18 protein-coding genes are annotated in these 19541 nt (G+C 67.8%); all 18 read right to left on the reverse strand.

The genetic code is table 11. From position 1 onward, the window contains the following. Positions 1 to 507: 507 nt before the first annotated feature. The 18 genes from ACOZHM_RS20290 to ACOZHM_RS20375 all read right to left on the reverse strand — a co-directional run bounded on the left by ACOZHM_RS20290 (position 508) and on the right by ACOZHM_RS20375 (position 19157). A complete protein-coding gene (locus ACOZHM_RS20290; protein WP_421571173.1) occupies positions 508 to 1641 on the reverse strand; it encodes a flagellar hook-length control protein FliK in 1134 nt (377 codons plus the stop codon). After that, positions 1641 to 2099: a flagellar export protein FliJ gene (fliJ, locus tag ACOZHM_RS20295; RefSeq protein ID WP_421571159.1), complete on the reverse strand. Its 459-nt coding sequence runs from the start codon at positions 2097 to 2099 to the stop codon at positions 1641 to 1643. Before fliJ ends, ACOZHM_RS20290 begins: the two co-directional genes overlap by 1 nt. Positions 2100 to 2102: 3 nt before the next feature. After that, on the reverse strand, positions 2103 to 3485 hold the full coding sequence (locus ACOZHM_RS20300) for a FliI/YscN family ATPase (protein ID WP_421571160.1): 1383 nt from the start codon (positions 3483 to 3485) through the stop codon (positions 2103 to 2105). After that, on the reverse strand, positions 3482 to 4117 hold the full coding sequence (locus ACOZHM_RS20305) for a FliH/SctL family protein (protein ID WP_421571161.1): 636 nt from the start codon (positions 4115 to 4117) through the stop codon (positions 3482 to 3484). Before ACOZHM_RS20305 ends, ACOZHM_RS20300 begins: the two co-directional genes overlap by 4 nt. After that, a complete protein-coding gene (gene fliG, locus ACOZHM_RS20310) occupies positions 4114 to 5100 on the reverse strand; it encodes a flagellar motor switch protein FliG (RefSeq protein ID WP_421571174.1) in 987 nt (328 codons plus the stop codon). The genes ACOZHM_RS20305 and fliG overlap by 4 nt, the downstream gene beginning before the upstream one ends. A 19-nt stretch (positions 5101 to 5119) precedes the next feature. Further along, the gene (fliF, locus tag ACOZHM_RS20315) at positions 5120 to 6766 is read right to left on the reverse strand and encodes a flagellar basal-body MS-ring/collar protein FliF (protein WP_421571162.1); all 1647 of its coding nucleotides are present in this window, start codon (positions 6764 to 6766) and stop codon (positions 5120 to 5122) included. Positions 6767 to 6778: 12 nt separating this feature from the next. Next, complete coding sequence (gene fliE, locus ACOZHM_RS20320) at positions 6779 to 7138, reverse strand: flagellar hook-basal body complex protein FliE (RefSeq protein WP_421571163.1); 360 nt, start codon at positions 7136 to 7138, stop codon at positions 6779 to 6781. Positions 7139 to 7427: 289 nt separating this feature from the next. Then, complete coding sequence (locus tag ACOZHM_RS20325; RefSeq protein ID WP_421571164.1) at positions 7428 to 8540, reverse strand: YadA-like family protein; 1113 nt, start codon at positions 8538 to 8540, stop codon at positions 7428 to 7430. 191 nt (positions 8541 to 8731) lie between these two features. Further along, on the reverse strand, positions 8732 to 10228 hold the full coding sequence (locus tag ACOZHM_RS20330; protein ID WP_421571165.1) for a sigma-54 dependent transcriptional regulator: 1497 nt from the start codon (positions 10226 to 10228) through the stop codon (positions 8732 to 8734). After that, positions 10225 to 10602 (reverse strand): response regulator, encoded by a 378-nt coding sequence (locus ACOZHM_RS20335; RefSeq protein ID WP_421571166.1) that lies wholly within the window; start codon positions 10600 to 10602, stop codon positions 10225 to 10227. The genes ACOZHM_RS20330 and ACOZHM_RS20335 overlap by 4 nt, the downstream gene beginning before the upstream one ends. Before the next feature lie 14 nt (positions 10603 to 10616). Then, entirely contained in the window at positions 10617 to 12026 is a 1410-nt protein-coding gene (rpoN, locus tag ACOZHM_RS20340) for an RNA polymerase factor sigma-54 (protein WP_421571167.1), read from the reverse strand. 325 nt (positions 12027 to 12351) lie between these two features. Beyond that, the gene (locus tag ACOZHM_RS20345; RefSeq protein ID WP_421571168.1) at positions 12352 to 12984 is read right to left on the reverse strand and encodes a response regulator; all 633 of its coding nucleotides are present in this window, start codon (positions 12982 to 12984) and stop codon (positions 12352 to 12354) included. A 58-nt stretch (positions 12985 to 13042) separates the two neighbouring features. After that, on the reverse strand, positions 13043 to 13627 hold the full coding sequence (locus tag ACOZHM_RS20350) for a PilZ domain-containing protein (RefSeq protein WP_421571169.1): 585 nt from the start codon (positions 13625 to 13627) through the stop codon (positions 13043 to 13045). Continuing rightward, positions 13624 to 13938: a hypothetical protein gene (locus ACOZHM_RS20355; RefSeq protein WP_313349026.1), complete on the reverse strand. Its 315-nt coding sequence runs from the start codon at positions 13936 to 13938 to the stop codon at positions 13624 to 13626. The genes ACOZHM_RS20350 and ACOZHM_RS20355 overlap by 4 nt, the downstream gene beginning before the upstream one ends. Continuing rightward, complete coding sequence (gene fliS / locus ACOZHM_RS20360) at positions 13938 to 14354, reverse strand: flagellar export chaperone FliS (RefSeq protein ID WP_421571170.1); 417 nt, start codon at positions 14352 to 14354, stop codon at positions 13938 to 13940. Before fliS ends, ACOZHM_RS20355 begins: the two co-directional genes overlap by 1 nt. Positions 14355 to 14461: 107 nt before the next feature. After that, on the reverse strand, positions 14462 to 15820 hold the full coding sequence (fliD, locus tag ACOZHM_RS20365; RefSeq protein ID WP_421571171.1) for a flagellar filament capping protein FliD: 1359 nt from the start codon (positions 15818 to 15820) through the stop codon (positions 14462 to 14464). Positions 15821 to 16487: 667 nt separating this feature from the next. After that, a complete protein-coding gene (locus ACOZHM_RS20370) occupies positions 16488 to 17717 on the reverse strand; it encodes a flagellin (protein WP_421571172.1) in 1230 nt (409 codons plus the stop codon). Positions 17718 to 17936: 219 nt separating this feature from the next. After that, a complete protein-coding gene (locus tag ACOZHM_RS20375) occupies positions 17937 to 19157 on the reverse strand; it encodes a flagellin (protein ID WP_184123701.1) in 1221 nt (406 codons plus the stop codon). Positions 19158 to 19541: the final 384 nt, after the last annotated feature.

Here is a 19541-nt window from a genome sequence, read left to right on the forward strand (position 1 = left end):
AAACCGGCCCCGACCCGCCTTTGACAGTGTGTCGTTGCCATGGGAAACGCGGTAGCGCCGGCCGTTGGCCGGCGCCTCGTTTCGCCAGATTCAATGCGTTACCGGACGTTGATCGGTTCCCGGCAGTTGTCTTGCGACCAAGCCTACCAACAGCACGACAGAGCGACGGTGCGCGCGGTCAATGGCGCGTGCAGTCGCCCCGCCTTTTCCTTGGCCACCAGCACACTGTCAAAGGCGGGTCGGGGCGGGTTTTCGGGGGCATGAGCCGCATGGGTCGGGCGCATGCGCCCGACGGGTTGGGCAGGAGCCCAACCCCGGTCTTGCCGTGTGCGCAGGACAGCGCACACGTGCAAGCGGCGACTGAGCTTACATGGACGTACTTGCAGCGTCCCCCGTAAACCCGCACCGTCCCGCCAAATCAGAGGAACCGCTGGCCCCCCGCTGTTCGCTCAAATGCATGAAGCAGCTGGCCAACGGCCAGCTGCCATTCGGGGACCTTCGCAAGGATCAGGCGTAGGCGTCGACCAGGCCGCGCTGGCGCATCAGCTGCGATGGGGAGACGGTGGTCTCGACCAATGCCGGATCTCCGTCGCCGGTGCCGTGGCCCGCTTGGCTGCCGCCGGCGTTGCCGTCCTGCGCGGTGTGCTGCTGGCCGACGTCGGCGTTGCCCAGTTGGAAGCCCTGCTCGTTCAGCATTTCGCGCAGGCGCGGGATGCTGGATTCGAGGGCGTGGCGGACGTCGGCATGGGCGCTGCTGAAGCTGGCGTGGACCTTGTCGCCGTCCATCTGCAGGCGGACTTCGATCTGGCCCAGGTCGTGCGGGGTGACTTTGATGGTGGCGTGGCCGATCTTCTGGTCGGCCAGCCAGCCGATGCGGGCGCTCATGGCGTCGTCGAAGTCGTCGCCGCCCACGTGCGGGGTGGCGGTGGGCTCGCCTTGGAACGGGGTGCTGGCGGTGGCGGCGGCCTTGAGTTCGGCGGCGGCGTGCAGCGCATGCAGCAGCGGGGTGGTGGGGGCGGCGTCGGTGTCGGCGCTGGCGATGGCGTCGGTCAGGGCCTTGGGCAGGACGGTGTCTTCGGCGACCTTGGCGTCCAGCGGCAGGGCGATGGGCGCGGCGCTGCTGTCGGCGGCGGTTGCGCCGGGCAACGCCGGGGCCGCGGGGGTGGTTGCGGCGGCGGTCGGCAGCGTCGGCAGGGCGGGATCTGCCTTGGCCAGCGCCGCGGTGTCTGCGTTCGCGGCCGGGGCTGCCATCACGGTGACCGGTTCGAGGCCGGCCAGGGCCAAGCCGGCGAGGCCGAGCGGCGGCCACGGGGCGGCGTCGGTGTCGTCGGCCGGCTCGCTGGTCGCGGTCTTTTCGGTGGTCGCGGTGGCTGGCGCAGCGGCGGGGTCGGTGGCCTCGGTCGGCTTGTCGCTGCTGGGGCTGCGCGGGGCGTCGCCTGCGGCGTTGCCGCCGGTATCGGCGGTGTTGGGTTTGTCGGCGGACGCTTTGGCGGGCGCGTCCTTGCTGCCGCCGTCGGACTTCAGCAGAGCGTCAAAGTCCCGACGGTCGCTGCCGCCGCTGCTGCGGGTGCCGGGGTTGGCGGGAGTGGCGCTGCTGCCGGCGGTGGGGCCGGCGCTGCTGCCGAGCAGGTTGGGGGGCATCACGGGGTGTCTCCGCTGTCGGTGTCTTCGCTGCGGGCAAGGCGGCTGCGGCGGGCGCCGAGGTCGTCCATCTCGCGCTGGTCGCGGCGGTCGACCAGGACTTTCTCCTGGGCGCGGTAGCTGGCGGCCAGCTGTTCGAGCACGGCCTTGTCGCGGCTGGCCAGGATCAGGCGGGCGCGTTCGGCCTCGACCTTCTCGCGGTTGCTGTCCACGGTCTGGCGCTGCTGGGCAACGGCGGTGTCGAGGCGGTCGAGGAAGGCGCGCCGGTTGAGCAGCTGGGCTGGGCTGGTGGCCGCCATCTGCGCGTTCGCATACTCCTCGGCGTAGCGTCGGAGTTCTTCGAGGCGCGAGAGGTGGGTGTCGAGCACGCGCTGGCGTTCGGCCAGGTCACGGGCGACTTCGTCTTCGTGGTCCTGGGCCCGCTTGAGCAGGGGGTCGATGCGCTTGGACTGGATCATGGCTTAGTTCTCTCTCTCGACCAGTTGCTTCAATGCCGCCTGGCTGTGGGGCAGGTCGGCGGCCTTGGCCACGTCCTGGCCAAGGAATTCGACGATGTCGGACCAGCGTTCCAGCGCCTCGTCGGTCGCCGGGTCGTTGCCGCGCTGGTAGGCGCCGATGGCGATCAGGTCGCGGTTGCTGGAATAGGCCGAGACCAGGCGCTTGAGTTTGCGGATGCGCAGGCGCCACGGTTCGTCGGCGATTTCCGTGACCACGCGGCTGACCGACGCTTCCACGTCGATCGCCGGGTACAGGCCACTGTCGGCGACCCGGCGCGAGAGCAGGATGTGGCCATCGAGAATGGCGCGGGCCGCGTCGGCGATCGGGTCCTGCGGATCGTCGCCTTCGGTGAGCACGGTGTAGAACGCCGTGATGGAACCCCGGCCCTTGGCGCCGTTGCCGGCGCGTTCGACCAGCGCCGGCAGTTTGGCGAACACGGAAGGCGGGTAACCACGCGTGGTCGGCGGTTCGCCGACCGACAGGCCGATCTCACGCTGGGCCTGCGCGAAGCGGGTCAGCGAATCCATCAGCAGCAGCACGTTCAGGCCATGGTCGCGGAACCATTCGGCAATCGCGGTGGCGCGGTAGGCGCCGTGCAGGCGCGCCAGCGGCGGGCGGTCGGCCGGGCTGGCCACCACCACGGCGCGGCGCAGGCCTTCCTCGCCCAGCGTGCTTTCGACGAAGTCGCGGACTTCGCGGCCACGTTCGCCGATCAGCCCGACCACGATGACGTCGGCGGCGGTGTAACGGGTCATCATGCCCAGCAGCGTGGACTTGCCGACGCCGGAGCCGGCGAACAGGCCCACGCGCTGGCCACGGCCGATCGGCAGCAGCGCGTTGATCGCGCGCACGCCCACGTCCAGCGGCTGGGTGATGGGCTCGCGCGCGAGCGGATTGATCGACACGCCGGCCATGCTGACGGTGCCCTCCGCGCGGATCGGGCCCTTGCCGTCCAGCGGCACGCCGTCGCTGTCGATCACGCGGCCAAGCAGGCCTTCGCCCACTTCGACGCCACCGCGGCCCAGCGAAGGCACCACGCGCGCGTTCGGCAGCAGGCCGTGCAGTTCGGCGCTGGGCATCAGGTAGGTGCGTTCGCCGGCAAAGCCGACCACTTCGGCGTCGACCCAGCCGCCATCGGCCACTTCGACCTTGCAGCTGGCGCCCATCGGCGATTCGCAGCCGACCGCTTCCAGGGTGAGGCCGACCGCGCGGCGCAGCACGCCCTCGCGGATCAGGCCGCGACCGTGCGCGCCATCGGGCTGGATGCCGTCCAGGCGCGCGGCCAGGCGCAGGTTGCGCGCGGCCGACCAGTCGGCGGCGGGCGGGGGCAGGGATTCGGGGGTCATGCGCTGGCTCCGGATTTGCGCAGCACCGCGTCCAGCGCGCCACGCAGGCGCGCTTCCAGCGTGCCGTCGATGCGCACGGCCTCGGCATGCACGCGCAGGTCGCCGCGGCTCAGGCTGAGGTCGGGGGTGAGCCGCTGGGTGGGCGAGAGCTGCAGCAGCGGGGCCAGCGCGGCGATGTCGTCGGGATGCAGGCGCACCTCGACCTCGCGGTTGGCGCCGCCGACGGCGTCGACCGCCTCGGCCACCAGCTGCGCAAGCAGGGCAGGGTCGGCCTGATAGGCGCGGCCGACCAGCGTGCCGGCGATGCGCACGGCCAGTTCGCCGAGCGCGCCCACCACTTCATTCTCCAGCCGCACCAGCGGCCGGCTGAAGTTGTCGAGGATGCCCTCGATCTGTGCGATCAGGCGGCGTACCTCGGCCTGGCCTTGCGCCTGGCCATCGGCATGACCCTGCTCGAAGCCGTCCTTCTCGGCGGCGTCCTGGATCGCCTGGATTTCTTCCAGGGTCGGCAGCTGCAGCAGCGGTTCGGGGTCGTGTTCGACCGCCGGTTCGCCGAGGTCGTAGTGGTCGTCCTGCGGGGCGGCCGGTTCGGCCAGCAGGTCGGGTGCAAGCCAGCGCACGGCGGTATTCACAGCATCGCCTCCGCGTTGCCGCCGATGGTGACGGTGCCTTCATCGGCCATGCGCTTGACGATGGCCAGGATCTCGCGCTGCGCCACTTCCACATCCGACAGGCGCACCGGACCGCGTGCTTCCATGTCTTCGAGCAGGATTTCGGCGGCACGCTGGGACATGTTGCGGGTGATCTTGTCGCGTACCTTGATGTCGGCCCCGCGCAGGGCCAGGCCCAGGCGCTCGCCGCTGACTTCGCGCAGCACCAGCTGCAGTTCGCGGTCTTCCAGGTCGATCAGGTCGTCGAAGACGAACATCTTCTCCTGGATGCGCGCGCTCAGCGGCGCGTCGATGCGCGAGATCTCGCCCAGGATCGCCTGGTCCTGGCCGCTGTCCATGAAGTTGAGGATGTTGGCCGCGCACTGCACGCCGCCGATGTTGGACGACTTGAGGTTCTGGTTACCGGCGAACTGGCGCTCCATGATCTCGTTGAGTTCGTTCAACGCGTTGGGCGGAATGCCGTCCAGCGTGGCGATGCGCAGCAGCACGTCCACCCGCGTACGCTCGGGCAGCAGCTTGAGCGCGTCGGCGGCCTGGTCGGTTTCCAGGTGGGCCATGACGATGGCGATGATCTGCGGGTGCTCGTTGCGGACCAGGTCGGCCACGGCGCGCGGGTCCATCCACTTCAGCGCGTCCAGGCCGGTGGTGTTGCGCCCGAGCAGGATGCGGTCGATCAGGTTGCCGGCCTTCTCACTGCCCAGCGCCTGCACCAGCATGTTGCGGATGTAGTCGTCCGAGCCGACGCCGAGCGAGGTCTTGGAGCCCAGTTCGGTGTTGAACTGGTCCATGACCTGCTCGACCTGGTCGCGGGAGATGTCGCTCATGGTGGCCATGGCGATGCCGATCTTCTGCACTTCCTTGGGCTCCATGTGGCGCAGCACATCGGCCGCCTCCACTTCGCCCAGCGAGAGCAGCAGCACGGCGGCGCGCTGCACGCCGGACAACGGGGCCGGAGCGGTGGGGTCAATCATTGGCCACCCAGCCCTTGACGACCTGCGCCACCCGCTTCGAATCGCTCTTCACCGCTTCACGCGCCATGCGCAGTCGTTCCTCGTAGGAGTCCACCGGCAATGCCAGCGGCTCATGCCCTGATAGGTTCACACGGTCTGCCCCAAGTGCGGGCAGGCCCTCGCCGTCGTCCACCAGCTGCACGTTGGCGCTGTGCGGTTCCAGGCTGTCGTCCTTGGACAGCTTCTTCGGGGTGCCGGTGATCGAGCGCAGCGCCGGGCGCAGCACGCCGAACACCAGCGCCAGCACCACGATGGCGCCGAGCAGCAGGCGCAGGCCGTCCTGCACCTGCGGCAGTTCCCACCACTTGGGGCCTTCGACCGGGGTGACTTCGCGGACGAACGGAGCGTTCATCACCGACACGGTGTCGCCGCGTTCGGCATCGAAGCCTACCGCCTGCTTGACCAATGCTTCGACGCGGGTAAGTTCGGCCGCCGACAGCGGCTGCTCGGTCGTCTTGCCGTTGGCGCCGGGGCGCGGCACGTTGTCCAGCAGCACCGCCACCGAGACGCGCTTGATGCGGCCGCCCGGCTGGCGCGAGTGCTGCAGGGTGCGGTCCAGCTCGTAGTTGCGGGTGGCGTTGCGCGCGGTTTCGGTCGGCGTGGCGGCGGTGGCAGGCGCGGCGGCCGGGCCTGGCGGGGTGTTGCTGGCCGCACCCGGGACGCCCTGCGGGCCCGGGGTGGTGGTGCTGTTTTCGCTGGTCTGTTCGCTGCGCAGTTTCTGCGGCTCGCCGTTGTACAGCTCGCGGGCCTCTTCGATCACCGAGAAGTCCATGTCCACGCTGACTTCCGGGTTGACCCGGCCCGGGCCGGTCATCGGCTCGAGCAGCTCGCGGATGCGCTGGTTGAACGAAGTTTCCTGGCGGCGCACCTGGTCGAACTGTGCGGCGTTCAGCGCGGCTTCGCTGTTCGGATCGGACACGCTGAGCATGCGTCCACTCTGGTCCACCACGGTGACCCGCTCGGGCGCCAGGTCGGGAATGCTGGCGGCCACCATGTGCACGATGGCATCGATCTGGCCGCGCTCCAGCTGCTGGCCACCGCGCAGTTCCAGCACCACCGAGGCGCTGGCCACGTCGCGCTGGCGGGTGAAGGCGCTGGGCTTGGGAATGGCCAGGTGCACGCGTGAGTCACGCACCGGGCGCAGGGTGTTGATGGTGCGCGACAGCTCGGTTTCCAGCGAGTGCTGGTAGCGCGCGTTTTCCATGAACTGGCTGACGCCGAAGCCCGGGTCGCGCTCCATCAGCTCGAAGCCGAGGCGGCCGCTGTCGGTCAGCCCGGAGCCGGCCAGCTTCAGCCGCGCATCGTGCAGGTTCTTCTCCGGCACGGTGATGCCGCCGGTGGCGGCGTCCAGCTCGAACGGAATCTGCGCGGCGCGCAGCAGGTCGGTGGCTTCGGCGGTCGCTTTCTGGTCCAGGCCCGTATACAGCGGCACCATGCCGGGCTTCTGCGACCAGAAGAACACGAACAGGCCTGCCGCAACGGCCACGGCGATCATCGCCATCAGGCCGAGCCGACGGGTGATCTGCAGGCTTTGCAGCCGGTCGAACCACTGGCCCGCCTTTTCGGCGTTCAGGGATTCCTTGGTGAGCGACAGGGCCATGCGTTTCTATCCTTACAGCGGCATGTTCATCACGTCCTGGTAAGCCTGGACGAGACGGTTGCGGACTTCCACGGTGGCGCGGAAGGCGATCTGGGACTGCTGCGAGGCGACCATCACTTTGGCCAGGTCGGCGCTGGGGTCACCGAGCTCGAAGGCGCGGGCGAGGGCGCCGGACTTCTGCTGGGCGTCGTTGACGCCGGCGATCGCGCCGCGCAGGGTCTCGGTGAAGCTCGGGCCCTGGACGTCCTGCGGCGACACCAGCCCCTGCAGGGCGTTGGTCTGCGGCGTCTCGGCCAGCGGGCTGACCGGCTGGCCCACCTGGGTCTGGTAGGAGCGGATCTGGGAAAGAATCGAGGTGACGGAGTGGGACATCTGGAACGTTCCGGCGGTTTGGGGTTTCGAGTGAACTCGTTGCAAGCCCCGTGCCGAAAACGGCTGAGTGGTTCAGCGATGTCGTGGTGGCGGGCGATAGGGGCCCGTGGTGCAAGCGGTTACAGGATCGACGCGACGGAATGCCGCTGCGTCAGCGTGACGCAGGGCCGGCGCCGGAACCCCGGCGTCGGGAAACCGACGCCAACGAAGCGGGGACGGAGGGGCCATGCCCCGTCCGTCCCCTTCAAGCATCGTTCGTTCCGTTGGTGGGCGGTTACTGGCAGCCGGTCTAGTTGCCGCCCCAGGTGAAGCCGACACCCACTCCGTAAGAGGTTTCGCCGCCGCTCGTTGCAGCGCCGATGGAGCCGGTCGCCCGCGAAGTGAACCGGCGGCGCAGGGTGACCGCGATCGCAGTTTCGCTTTCGTATCCGCCCACCCCGACGCCCAGCCAGTTGGCGCCGACATCCGGCATGCCGGCGGTCTGGTTGTAGGCGGCAGCCATTGCGCCCTGCCGGTTGAGCCGGCGGTCCATTTTGTTCAACCGGTTGTCGATGGCATCCAGGCGACCGTCCACGCCGGCGAAGCGATCGTTCATGTCGGCCCGCAGCTGCTCGAGGTCCGCCGAGGCCACCCCACCGCCTGCACCCAACAGGCTGATCTGCTGGTCAGTGTAGGTGTTGGCGGCGGCCAAGGTGTCGCCAACGCTCTGGTCGGTATAGGTGTTGGCCGAATCCAGCGTCGTTGCGGCGGTGTCGTTGAGCTGGCTGACGTTGACCGCATCGGTGTCGTTGGTGCCGGCCGCCACGTTGGTGACCTTGCGTTCGGCACCGGCGGCACCGACCGATACGGTGTTGCTCTCGTCGGCGACCGAGCCGGCGCCCAATGCCACCGCATTGGTGGCCGTTGCGCTGGCGGCATTGCCCACGGCGGTGCTGTCCGCGCCGGAGGCCACCGCACCGGTGCCGAAGGCGCTGGCATTGGCACCACTGGCGACGGAATTGGAGCCGAACGCCATTGCATTGGCGGCGCTCGCGGCACTGTTGAACCCGACGGCGGTGGACGCCGCGCCACTGGAATTGGCGCTGCGCCCCAGCGCGGTCGAAAACTCGCCGACCGAACTGCTGAGCGCACCGACCGCAGTGGAGTTGTTGCCTGTGGAGGCCGCATCTGTGCCTACCGCAGTGGACGTGCCGCCGGCAGCCACGGCGCCATCACCGCAGGCAAAGGCACTGCCTCCGCTTGCGACCGGTGTGGTGCCAGCGGACTGAGTGCACACCGATTGGGCGAAGGCCGGCGAACTGCCGAGCACGATGGCCAGCGCGAAGCCCAGGCGGGCGAGTGCGGGCACGTGGGAGGCGGCCACGCGGGCCGCAGAAACGGACGAATGCAGGGAACGAGCCATGATCGAGGTCCTCGATGACGGTTCGCGCTGGCGCGCTGCGCGCACCAGGCGACCGAGAGAATCCCCCGATTCCCCGCAGGCCCCCGAACCCTGCGTGTGGGGCGACCGTAGTCGCTGGTTTGTCACGGCGCAGTGAAGATTGCCGTGGACGGCGCAGGGCGGAACCGCTGCGCCGTGGACCGCTGGGGGTGTCAGCCGGCCAGTTCGGCCTGGTCGCGCTCGATGCCGTACTTGCGCAGCTTCTCCACCAGTGTGGTGCGGCGCAGGCCCAGCAACTGGGCCGCGTGGGCCACCACGCCCTGGGTGCGTTCGAGCGCCTCGTTGATCAGGGTCAGCTCGATGCTGGCCATGTGGTTGCGCAGGTCCAGGCCGGCATCGGGCAGGGCCGGTGCGCGCTCGGTGCTGCCGGCGTCGCCTTCCTGGCGGGTGCCATTGCCCGCGCCCGGGGTGTGGAACGAGAAGCTGCGCAGGTCCAGCCGCTCGTCGGCAGGTGCGGCCGGTGCCGCGACGGCCACCGGTGCGGTTGCCGCGAAATCGCCGCGATAGCGGGCCGGCAGGTCCTGCACGCGCACATTGCCGGAAGGGTGCAGCACGGCCAGGCGCTCGACCAGGTTGGTCAGTTCGCGCACGTTGCCGGGCCACTCATAGCTGGCCAGCGCCTGCAGCGCTTCGGCGCTGAAACGCACTTCGCCACGCCCGGTGCGGGCCAGCTGCCCGGCAATGGTGGTGACCAGTGCTGGCAGGTCTTCGCTGCGCTCGCGCAGTGCCGGCACGTCGATGGGGAACACATTGAGGCGGTAGAACAGATCCTCGCGGAACTTGCCGTCGGCGATGCGCGATTCGAGGTCGCGATGGGTGGCGGCGATCACCCGCACATTGCAGCGGATGGTCTGGTTGCCGCCCACGCGCTCGAAGCTGCGCTCCTGCAGAACGCGCAGCAGCTTGACCTGCATCGGCAGGCTCATGTCGCCGATTTCATCCAGCAGCAGGGTGCCGCCTTCGGCCATTTCGAAACGGCCCTTGCGGGCGCTCAACGCACCGGTAAAGGCGCCTTTTTCGTGACCGAACAGCTCACTTTCCAGCAGGTCGGCGGGGATCGCGCCGCAGTTGATGGCCACGAATGGGCCGTCGCGGCGTGGCGAGCGCTGGTGGATCGAGCGCGACACCACTTCCTTGCCGGTGCCCGACTCACCCAGCACCAGCACGGTGGTATCGAACGCGGCCACCTGCTCGATCATCAGGCGCAAGGCGGTCACGGCCGCGCCGTCGCCGGTCGGGCCCTGGTCCTGCACGGCACCGGCCTGGTGCTCGGCATCCAGCCGCTTCAGGCTGGCGCGGCGCAGCAGGCCTTCCATCTGCGCGTGGCGCAGCGGGGCCTCGAGCGGCCAGACGTTGGCTTCGTGCAGGCCATGGCGCTGGGCGAATGCGGCCGGGTCGCCATCGATCAGCATGACCGGCGGCGGCAGCGCGCCCTGGCCGGCCCAGGCGAACAGCGCTTCGCTGCGCGCGCCCGGCTCCAGGCCGCCGATGATGACGGCCATCCAGTCGGTGGCGCGGTGGCGTGCGGTGTCGAAGTCGGCCGCGTCGGCTACCCAGCGCGGGTTGAAGTCCATGAATTCAAGCAGGGCGACGGTGCGCTCGGCGCGCACGGCGTCATTGTCCAGCACCAGGATGCGTGACTCGCTCATGGCGTCGCCTCCTTCAAGCCCTCCAGGATCGGCATGACCTCCTGGATGTAGGACAGCTTGCTGACGAAGTTGTCGGCGCCGGCACGCAGGGCGTGCTCGCGGTGCTCGACGTCGTCGAAGTGGCTGGCGATGACGATGTAGGGGGCGTCGTCCTGCGACTTGATCAGGCGGGTAGCCTGCAGGCCGCCCATCTCCGGCATGGCCAGGTCCATCAGCACCACCTGCGGGCGCAGCGACTCGGAGCGCTCGATGGCCTCCAGGCCATTGGCGGCGCTGCCGATCACGTCCAGCCAGTCAACCTTGCGGAAGTGGCGCATGGCGGCGTTGATGAAGCCCTCGTGGTCGTCGACCAGCAGGACGGTGAGCTTGTTCATGTCTTCCACTTCCTTCAGCCGACCCGGGCAAGTTGCGCCGGGCGGGCGTTGATGCGGCGGCGCTCGCGCGCCGGGGCGATATCCAGCTGTTCGCGGTATTTTGCTACGGTTCGGCGGGCAATATTCACGCCCTGACGTGACAGAAGTCCCGCAATGGCCTCGTCGGCCAGTGGCCGGCCGGCCGGTTCGGCGTCGATCAGGCGGCGAACCATGGCCTTCACGGCCTGGCCGGAGACGCTGGCGCCTTCCAGGCGCACGGCGAAGAAGTGCTTCAGCTCCAGGGTGCCGCGCGGCGTCTGCAGGTACTTGCCGGTGGTAATGCGCGAAACCGTGGACTCGTGCATGCCGATGGCATCGGCCACTTCCTTGAGGGTCAGCGGCGCCATGGCCTCTTCACCGCGGGTCAGGAAGCCGGCCTGGCGTTCGATGATCACCCGGGTGGTGCGCAGCAGGGTGTCATAGCGCATGGACAGGCCACGGGTGAGCCAGCGGGCCTCCTGCAGCATGTCGCGCAACGGCTGGGCACTGTCGCCGGCCTCGCCCAGGGCGTGTTCATAGCTCGGGTTGATGCTGAGCCGGCGGCTGGTGGCCGGGTTCAGCGCAACCCGCCACTGGTTGTCGGCGTGCCAGGCGATCACATCGGGAATGACCACGCCGGTGCTGCCCGGCAGCAGGCTTTCGCCCGGGCGCGGCTGCAGCGACAGGATCAGCCGCACCGCTTCATGGATGTCGGCGACCTCGGCGTCCAGCTGGCGGGCCAGGGCGTTGTAGTCGTGCGCGGCCAGGTGCTCCAGGCCCTGGTCCAGCACGCGCTGGGCCAGGTGACGGGCCGGCACGCGGCCGTGCAGGGCACGCAGCTGCACCGACAGGCATTCGTGCAGGTCACGGGCGGCCAGGCCGGCCGGGTCGCCGTGCAGGATCTGCTGGCGCACGGCTTCCACGCCGGCGGCGTCGACATCGCAGCGGGCGCTGGCGAGCAGGGTCAGCTGCTCCAGCGGCGCGTCCAAATAGCCGGCGTCGTCGCAATGCTCCAGCCAGAAGGCGGCCACGGCCAGTTCGCGTGCGTCCAGCTCCAGCGACAGGCGCTGCAGGGCGCGCAACTGCGGGTCGCTGGATTCGTCGGCGGCCACGCGCTGCAGGCGGTCATCGTCGCCGTCGTGCCAGCTGGCGCCGGCCACGTCCCACATGGCGGTCTCCGGGAGTTCGTCGAAGGCGGCCACTTCCACGGTGGTGCCGGCGTCGCTGGTTTCGGCGGGGGCCTGCTCGGGGGCTTCTTCCAGCTCCAGCAGCGGATTGGTTTCCAGCGCGCGGCGGATCTCCAGCTCCAGCTGCATGCCATCGAGCTGCAACAGGCGGATCGACTGCAGCAGTTGCGGCGTGAGGTGCAGCTGCTGACCCAGCTGGGTCGACATCATCGGCTTCATGCGTTTTCCCCGTCGCACCGACTCCCCGGTGCGTTATGGAACACATCTTGCTTGTGATCCCATGACGGCGAAATCGGGGGGTTCCCTAGTGGGGTCGTCAGGTTCCTGACAGCTTGTGGGGATATCCCTGACAGCGGTTCGGTTATTTGACGCTGGCTGGGGCGGAAGCCGTGGTTTTGCGGGGCTGGCGTGCCTTGCCGCGATTCAAAATACTGACAGTAGGGTGGCTGACGGGTAAGGCTGCGTCGGGGAAATGACGTGCTGCTCCGTCCGTTCGCGCAGCGGGGCAGAGCCCCGCTCTACGCGTGACGGGGCAGGGCCCCGGTTACTCCAGTTCGTGCTGGTGACGTGCGGCCAGCAGCAGCAGGTCGTTGGCGCGGCGGCAGCCCAGCGATTCCATCATGCGTGCCCGGTGGGTCTCCACGGTCTTGACGCTGATGCCCAGGTCGGCGGCGATTTCCTTGTTGCTTTCGCCCTTGCCGATCTGGCGCAGGATCTCGCGCTGGCGGGGCGACAGGGCGGCAATGCCGACCGGCTTTTCGCGGCCCAGCATGGGCGCCAGCATCTTGGCCGATATCTGTGGGCTGAGGAACACCTGGCCGGCATGGGCGGCACGCAGGGCCAGTTCCAGTTCCTGCGGGGCCGCGTCCTTGACCACGAAGCCGACTGCCCCGCGGTCGAGGGCATCGCGCACGTGCACCGCGTCATCGTGCATGGTCATCATCACGATCCGGGTGCCGGGGGCGCGCAGCAGGATGTCGCTCAACGCTTCCAGGCCGGTGCGACCCGGCAGGGACAGGTCCATCAGGATGACGTCGGGCGAATGCTGGATGGCCATCTGCAGGGCCTGCTCGGCATTGCTGGCCTCTGCGGCGACGTCCACGTCGGCAAAGCCCTGGAGCAGGCGACTGAGGCCGGCGCGGACCAGGGTGTGATCGTCGACGATGAGAACGCGCACGGGTAAGGGCACATGTGAAGACAGGAAGTTCTTCACATTAACCGAGCGCCGGCCTTAATTAAAGACCGCGCCGCCGCGCATCCGCGATCTGCCGCCGGTGCAAGCGGAACAGGTGCCGTTCCAGCGCCATCTCCAGCGCATCGCTCATGGGCTCGAAGCGCAGCCACAGGAAGCAGGAGCCCGACCCGGTGGCCGCCTCGGCCAGCACGGCGACCGGCAGGTCGATATGGTCGGGCAGCCAGTCGCAGGGCTGCACGCGGATCACGCCCAGGCTGCCGGCGGCCGCGCCGGTGCGGGCGCCCAGTTCCAGGCGGATGCCGCGCCGCGACCAGCGCAGCGGGCGCAGGTCGAGGTCCTGGGTGCTCTGCCGGACCAGTCGGCCCAGCAGCACCATGGTCAGGTCCAGCTTGGCTTCAAGTCGCTGCAGCTGGGTGCTGCTCTCGCCGCGGTCGTCGTGGCCGTCGTCGCCACGCGAGTCTTCGACCAGGGCCACGCTGCGCAGCAGGGTTTCGGCACTGCCCGGGCGGATGACGGCGCTGCCCAGGCGGAATTCGGCGGGCAGGGCGACCTCGCAGCTCAGCGTTTCATCGAACAGCTCGCTTTCGGCCGGATGATGGATGTCGCTGGGGCGGAGGTCGCTCATGTCAGGGATTCTGCCCGGAGGTAGGCGAGGGACGCGCGAACGGCGCGTCGGTCGGCGGTGAGGTGGGTGGCCGCTTCGTCGCGGCGCGCGGCCATGCGGATGCTGACCTGCTGCTGGCGGGCGATGAGGCCACGCAGGGAGCCGGCGTCGATGCGCGCATCGTGCTCGTCCAGGTAGGCACGCACCTGCTCATCGTAGGCATCCATGAGCCGCTGGGTGAGGTCGTGGTCTTCGCCCTCGACGGCGCGCGACAGCTCGTCCAGCGCGTCGTGCAGGGGCTGCAGTACGTCGGTGGCGAGGGCGGCGTGCATCAGGCGCCCGCCGCAGCGGGCTGGCGCTGGTCGTGGGGAATGGCATTCCATGCCGCGTCGATCTCGGTGAGCAGCTGCAGGGATTCCTGCAGGGCGGCACCGTCGTTGTGCAGGTTGGCGTCGGTCAGGCGCTGCATCACGTAGTCGTACAGGGCCGAGAGGTTGCCGGCGATATCGCCGCCTGCCTCGTGGTCGAGCGAGCCGTTGAGGTGGCCGACAATGGCGCAGGCCTCACCGATCGCCTTGCCCTTGCGGGCCTGGTCGTTACGCTCGAGGCAGGCTTCGGCCAGGCGGATGCGCTCGCACGCACCGGCCAGCAGCATGGCCACCAGTTTGTGCGGGTCGGCGTCGTTGACGGCGCTGGAAACGCCGACCTTGCGGTACTGTTCTGCGTACTGACGGCTGGAACCGTACATTCGAAATCTCTCCTCTGGGCCAGCCCGCGCCACAGGGACAAGTGGTGGGTGCTGCCATGAATATCGGCGCTGCGGTGTGGAAACTTGAGCGTTGCGGTGCGGCTGGCTCAGCTGCTGGACTTTTTGGCCAGGGCCTGGGTCAGGCCGTCGCTGGTGGTCTGCATCTGGCTGACCATGGTTTCCATCGCGGTGAACTGCTTGGTGTAACGATCGGAGACCTTGTCCATGCGCGCGTCGAGCGCGTCGAGACGGCTTTCGAGGTCTTTGATCTGTTTGTTGAGGGAGTTGGTCCGCTGGGTGAGCGTGCCGGTCTCTTTGTCCAGGTTGCTCTTGATGAGGGTGTCCATGGACTTGCCGATGGTGCCGTCCTTGCCGAACAGTTTGGCGACGGCGTCGGGATCCTTGCCGATGGCGGTTTCCATTTTGCCGGAGTCAAGGGTAAGGCTGCCGTCGGCGGCCATGGTGACGCCCATGTCCTTGAGGGCATTGATGTTGCTGCTGAACTGGCTGCGCATCTGCTGCTGCAGGCCACGCACCATGGCATCGCCGGTGAGGGCGGAGGCGGTCTTGCTGGTGGCGTTGTAGGCGCTGGTGGACTTCAGCGCGCTGTTCATGGCGTTGTAGGCGGCGACGAAGGCGGCCATGTCGGTTTTGACAGCGGTGTTGTCGCGGGTGATGGTCAGGGTCTGGGTCTTGCCGGCTTCGGTGCCGGCCTTGGTCAGGGTCAGGTTCACACCGGGAACGATGTCGCTGATGGTGTTGGTGCTGGAGGTGCGGGTGAAGCCGTCGACGACGACGACGGCATCCTTGGGCTCGACGGCCTGGGTCATGCCCGAGCCGGCGGTGCCGTCATAGGTCAGGCCGTCGAGGCCGCCGTTGCCACCGGAGGCGGTGATTTTGATGGCGCCGGCCAGGCCGCTGTCGACGGCACTGAGCATGAGATGCTGGCCGTCGTCGGCGGTGATGACGCTGGCGCTGACGATTTTGCCGCCGGCGGCCTTGTTGATGGCGGCAGCGATGTCGCTGAGCTTGCTGTCGGCGTTGATGGTGACGTCGAGGGTCTTGTCGCCATAGGCGATGGTCAGTTTGCCGTCGCCGACAACGGCGTCTTTGGCAAACGCGCCGGAGCTGAGTTTCTGGCCCTGCGCCAGGGATTTGACTTCGACCTGGTGGGTGCCGGCGGAGGCGGAGGCGGCGCCTTCGCTGGTGTCGATGGAGGCGGTGAAGTTGGAATCGGTGATGGTGCTGGTCTTGAAGGACGGTTTGTCGGCGTTCTTGATCAGGCTGGCCAGGGTGGTCTGCAGGTTGGTCATGCCGCTGGTCAGGGTAGCCAGGGCCGACAATTTGGCGCTGGCGGCGGTGCCGGCGGAGTTGATCTGGTTGGCCTGGGGCTCACGTTCCTTGGCGACCAGCTGGGCCACGAGGGTGGGAATATCGAGGCCGGTACCAATGGTGCCAATCGCCATGTCTGCAGTCCTGTTTTGAAAAGTGGGCACGCCGCCTGCGCTTCCTGCAGGTGATATCGGCCCGGAACGGGGAGGCTTGAGCGCCCCCGCCAACCGGCGGGCGCGCTGATGCCAGAGCAGGTGCAAGAGCCGTGCCAGAGCCAGAGCCAGAGCCAGAGCCTTGGTCTGCGAATGTCTCTGGCTTGGGCCGGCGGCGGTGGGTTGGCGGGACACGCCGTGAACCCATCCTTGGGGGCTTGTAGAAAACATCCATGTTTTCTACAGTCCCGCCAACCCACCGCCGCCGACCCTTTGACGGTTGGCCGGTGGCCTTGGGTAGAGCAAGAGCGGCCGGGCAAAGCCCGGCTCTACGGCCTTTGCTCTAAATCTCACTGGGCACGTAACGGTGACGTAGTGCCACGCCATGCGTGGCAACCGCGCGCAGCGCGGCACAAGCGTCCGAAACCGATCAAACACCGTTCCTCATTGTTCGTCCGGCGTTTAGACCCGCCGAAGCCGCCCGTCAGGCATTCATGACCCCAGAACGAAGATCAACGGCAATCGTTGGAAACCAATCAAACACCATATCGACCCTCCGTCCGGCGTTGAGCCCAAAACGAAAGGCGTCCAACACCCAACAAAAAACCCCGCTTTCGCGGGGTTTTTCGTTACGCACCAGCCGCAGGCATCAACCCTGCAGCAGGCTCATGACGCTCGACGGCGACTGGTTGGCCTGGGCCAGCATCGCGGTGCCGGCCTGCTGCAGGATCTGCGTGCGGGTCAGTTCGGCGGTTTCCTTGGCGTAGTCGGTGTCGCGGATACGGCTGCGCGAGGCCGACAGGTTTTCCGAGGTGGTGTTGAGGTTGGCAATGGTGGAGGTGAAGCGGTTCTGGATCGCACCCATGTCCGCGCGCGAGGAGTTCACGGCGGTCAGGGCCTTGTCGACGATCGACAGGGCCTGCTGCGCACCGGCGACGGAGGAGATGTCCAGGTCGCTGGCGAACTTGCTGCTCAGGGCTGCGCCGGCGGCGGCGGTGGTGGCGGTGTAACCGGCCGGGGCGGTGGCGCCGCCGGTGTAGGTGCCCGCGGTGACGCCGATGGCGTTGAAGGTGCCGTCGGAGCCGACGCTGTTCTGCACGGAGGTCAGGTCGATCTTGCCGGCGGTGGCATTGACCGAGGCGTAGACGCCGGTCTGGTCCATCTTGGAGTTGATGGCGGCGGTGACGGCGGCGACGGTGGCCTTCTGGGTGGCGACTTCGTCGACGCCAGCCTTCACGTTGATGTCGTCGAGGGTGTAGGTCTTGCCGTCAGCGCCCTTGATGGCCATGCCGGTGATCTTGACGTCGGCGTTGGCGGCGGCGGCAACGGCACCGATGGTGATGCTGTTGCTGTCGAACTTGGCGCCGCCCAGTGCGTTGGCACTGGCGTTGACGATGCTGTTGATGCCGATGGTCTGGCCCGAGTCGGCGCCGACCTGGAACAGGGCGCCGGAGAAGGAGCCGTCCAGCAGCTTGGTGCCGTTGAAGTTGGTCTGGCGCGAAACGCGGTCGATTTCGGAGGTCAGCTGCTTGACTTCGGAATTCAGGGCTTCACGATCGCTGTCGGAGTTGGTGGCGTTGGCCGACTGCACGGACAGTTCGCGGATACGCTGCAGGTTGTTGCCGATTTCGACCATGGCGCCTTCGGCGGTCTGGGCGAGCGAGATGCCGTCGTTGGCATTGCGCACGGCAACGTCCAGGCCACGGATCTGGGTGCTGAAGCGCTCGGAGATCGCGAGGCCGGCGGCGTCGTCCTTGGCGCTGTTGATGCGCAGGCCCGAGGACAGGCGCTGGATCGTCGTGGCCAGGCTGGAGCCGCTGGTCGACAGGTTGCGCTGGGCGTTCAGCGACATCACGTTGGTATTGATGACTTGTGCCATTTTCTTGCTCCTGGTGGCGATGATGTCGCCGGGTGGTAGAGGTGTTTTTCCCGTGTGGGAACGCCAAGCGATGTGGAACTGTCGTGGCTGAAATCAATAACGACCCAATGTCAAGAAGCTTTAATCAATAGGCCGTAAAAATCGCTGCATCCGTCACGTTTCCATCAACGAAAAAACCCCGCTTTCGCGGGGTTTTTCGTTACACCACCACCGCAGGAATCAACCCTGCAGCAGGCTCATGACGCTCGACGGCGACTGGTTGGCCTGGGCCAACATGGCGGTACCGGCCTGCTGCAGAATCTGCGTGCGGGTCAGTTCGGCGGTTTCCTTGGCGTAGTCGGTGTCGCGGATACGGCTGCGCGAGGCCGAGAGGTTTTCGGAGGTGGTGTTGAGGTTGGCGATGGTGGAGGTGAAGCGGTTCTGGATGGCACCCATGTCGGCGCGCGAGGAGTTGACGGAGGTCAGCGCCTTGTCGACGATCGAGAGGGCCTGCTGCGCACCGGCGACGGAGGAGATGTCCAGGTCGCTGGCGAACTTGGTGGCCAGGGCGGCGCCGGCAGCGGCGGTGGTCGGGGTGGCCGGGGTCGGCGCGGTGATGCCGGTCCAGGTGCCTGCGGTGACGGTGATGGCGTTGAAGGTGCCGGTGTCGGAGACGCTGTTCTTGACGGAGGTCAGGTCGATCTTGCCCGCGGTGGCATTGACCGAGGCGTAGACGCCGGCCTGGTCCATTTTTTCGTTGATGGCAGCGGCAACGGCGGCGGTGGCGGCCTTCTGGGTGGCGGCGGCATCGACGCCGGCCTTCACGGAGATGTCGGAGAGGGTGTAGGCGGTGCCGTCGGCGCCCTTGATGGTCATGCCCTTGATGGTCACGTCACCGTTGGTCGCCGGCACGCCGATGTCCAGGGTGCTGGTGTCGAACTTGGCGCCACCCAGTGCGCTGGCGCTGGCGTTGACGATGCTGTTGATGCCGATGGTCTGGCCCGAGTCGGCGCCGACCTGGAACAGGGCGCCGGAGAAGGAGCCGTCCAGCAGCTTGGTGCCGTTGAAGTTGGTCTGACGGGAGACGCGGTCGATTTCGGAGGTCAGCTGCTTGACTTCGGCGTTCAGGGCTTCACGATCGCTGTCGGAGTTGGTCGCGTTGGACGACTGCACGGACAGTTCGCGGATACGCTGCAGGTTGTTGCCGATTTCGACCATGGCGCCTTCGGCGGTCTGGGCGAGCGAGATACCGTCGTTGGCGTTGCGCACGGCAACGTCGAGGCCGCGGATCTGGGTGCTGAAGCGCTCGGAGATGGCCAGGCCGGCGGCGTCGTCCTTGGCGCTGTTGATGCGCAGGCCCGAGGACAGGCGCTGGATGGTGGTAGCCAGGCTGGAACCGCTGGTCGACAGATTGCGCTGCGCGTTCAGCGACATCACATTGGTGTTGATGACTTGTGCCATTTCCGTGCTCCTGGGTGATGCGGATTCAGTGGGCGCCTCGCGGGGGAGGCGGTGGGCGATGTGCCCTGGTTGAATTCATTAACGACCAGATGTCAACAACCTTTAATCGGTAGACGAAAATAGTTGTGTTGGAGCCGGAGCCGGAGCCGGAGCCAGAGCAGGAGCCAGAGCCAGAGCCAGAGCAGGAGCCAGAGCCAGAGCCAGAGCCAGAGCAGGAGCCAGAGCCAGAGCCAGAGCAGGAGCCAGAGCAGGAGCCAGAGCCAGAGCCTTGGTCTGCGAATGCGCCTGGCTTGGGCCGGCGGCGGTGGGTTGGCGGGACACGCCGTAAACCCATCCTTGGGGGCTTGTAGAAAACATCCATGTTTTCTACAGTCCCGCCAACCC

It is taken from the genome of Stenotrophomonas sp. PD6, assembly GCF_049199305.1.
Taxonomy (GTDB): Bacteria; Pseudomonadota; Gammaproteobacteria; order Xanthomonadales; family Xanthomonadaceae; genus Stenotrophomonas.

Excerpts from the sequence above, each read along its gene's own strand:
- ACOZHM_RS20290 (WP_421571173.1), bottom strand. The coding sequence starts at position 1,641 with ATGCCCCCCAACCTGCTCGGCAGCAGCGCCGGCCCCACCGCCGGCAGC.
- fliJ (WP_421571159.1), bottom strand. The coding sequence starts at position 2,099 with ATGATCCAGTCCAAGCGCATCGACCCCCTGCTCAAGCGGGCCCAGGAC.
- ACOZHM_RS20300 (WP_421571160.1), bottom strand. The coding sequence starts at position 3,485 with ATGACCCCCGAATCCCTGCCCCCGCCCGCCGCCGACTGGTCGGCCGCG.
- fliF (WP_421571162.1), bottom strand. The coding sequence starts at position 6,766 with ATGGCCCTGTCGCTCACCAAGGAATCCCTGAACGCCGAAAAGGCGGGC.
- fliE (WP_421571163.1), bottom strand. The coding sequence starts at position 7,138 with ATGTCCCACTCCGTCACCTCGATTCTTTCCCAGATCCGCTCCTACCAG.
- ACOZHM_RS20325 (WP_421571164.1), bottom strand. The coding sequence starts at position 8,540 with ATGGCTCGTTCCCTGCATTCGTCCGTTTCTGCGGCCCGCGTGGCCGCC.
- ACOZHM_RS20330 (WP_421571165.1), bottom strand. The coding sequence starts at position 10,228 with ATGAGCGAGTCACGCATCCTGGTGCTGGACAATGACGCCGTGCGCGCC.
- ACOZHM_RS20335 (WP_421571166.1), bottom strand. The coding sequence starts at position 10,602 with ATGAACAAGCTCACCGTCCTGCTGGTCGACGACCACGAGGGCTTCATC.
- rpoN (WP_421571167.1), bottom strand. The coding sequence starts at position 12,026 with ATGAAGCCGATGATGTCGACCCAGCTGGGTCAGCAGCTGCACCTCACG.
- ACOZHM_RS20350 (WP_421571169.1), bottom strand. The coding sequence starts at position 13,627 with ATGAGCGACCTCCGCCCCAGCGACATCCATCATCCGGCCGAAAGCGAG.
- ACOZHM_RS20355 (WP_313349026.1), bottom strand. The coding sequence starts at position 13,938 with ATGCACGCCGCCCTCGCCACCGACGTACTGCAGCCCCTGCACGACGCG.
- fliS (WP_421571170.1), bottom strand. The coding sequence starts at position 14,354 with ATGTACGGTTCCAGCCGTCAGTACGCAGAACAGTACCGCAAGGTCGGC.
- fliD (WP_421571171.1), bottom strand. The coding sequence starts at position 15,820 with ATGGCGATTGGCACCATTGGTACCGGCCTCGATATTCCCACCCTCGTG.
- ACOZHM_RS20370 (WP_421571172.1), bottom strand. The coding sequence starts at position 17,717 with ATGGCACAAGTCATCAATACCAACGTGATGTCGCTGAACGCCCAGCGC.
- ACOZHM_RS20375 (WP_184123701.1), bottom strand. The coding sequence starts at position 19,157 with ATGGCACAAGTCATCAACACCAATGTGATGTCGCTGAACGCGCAGCGC.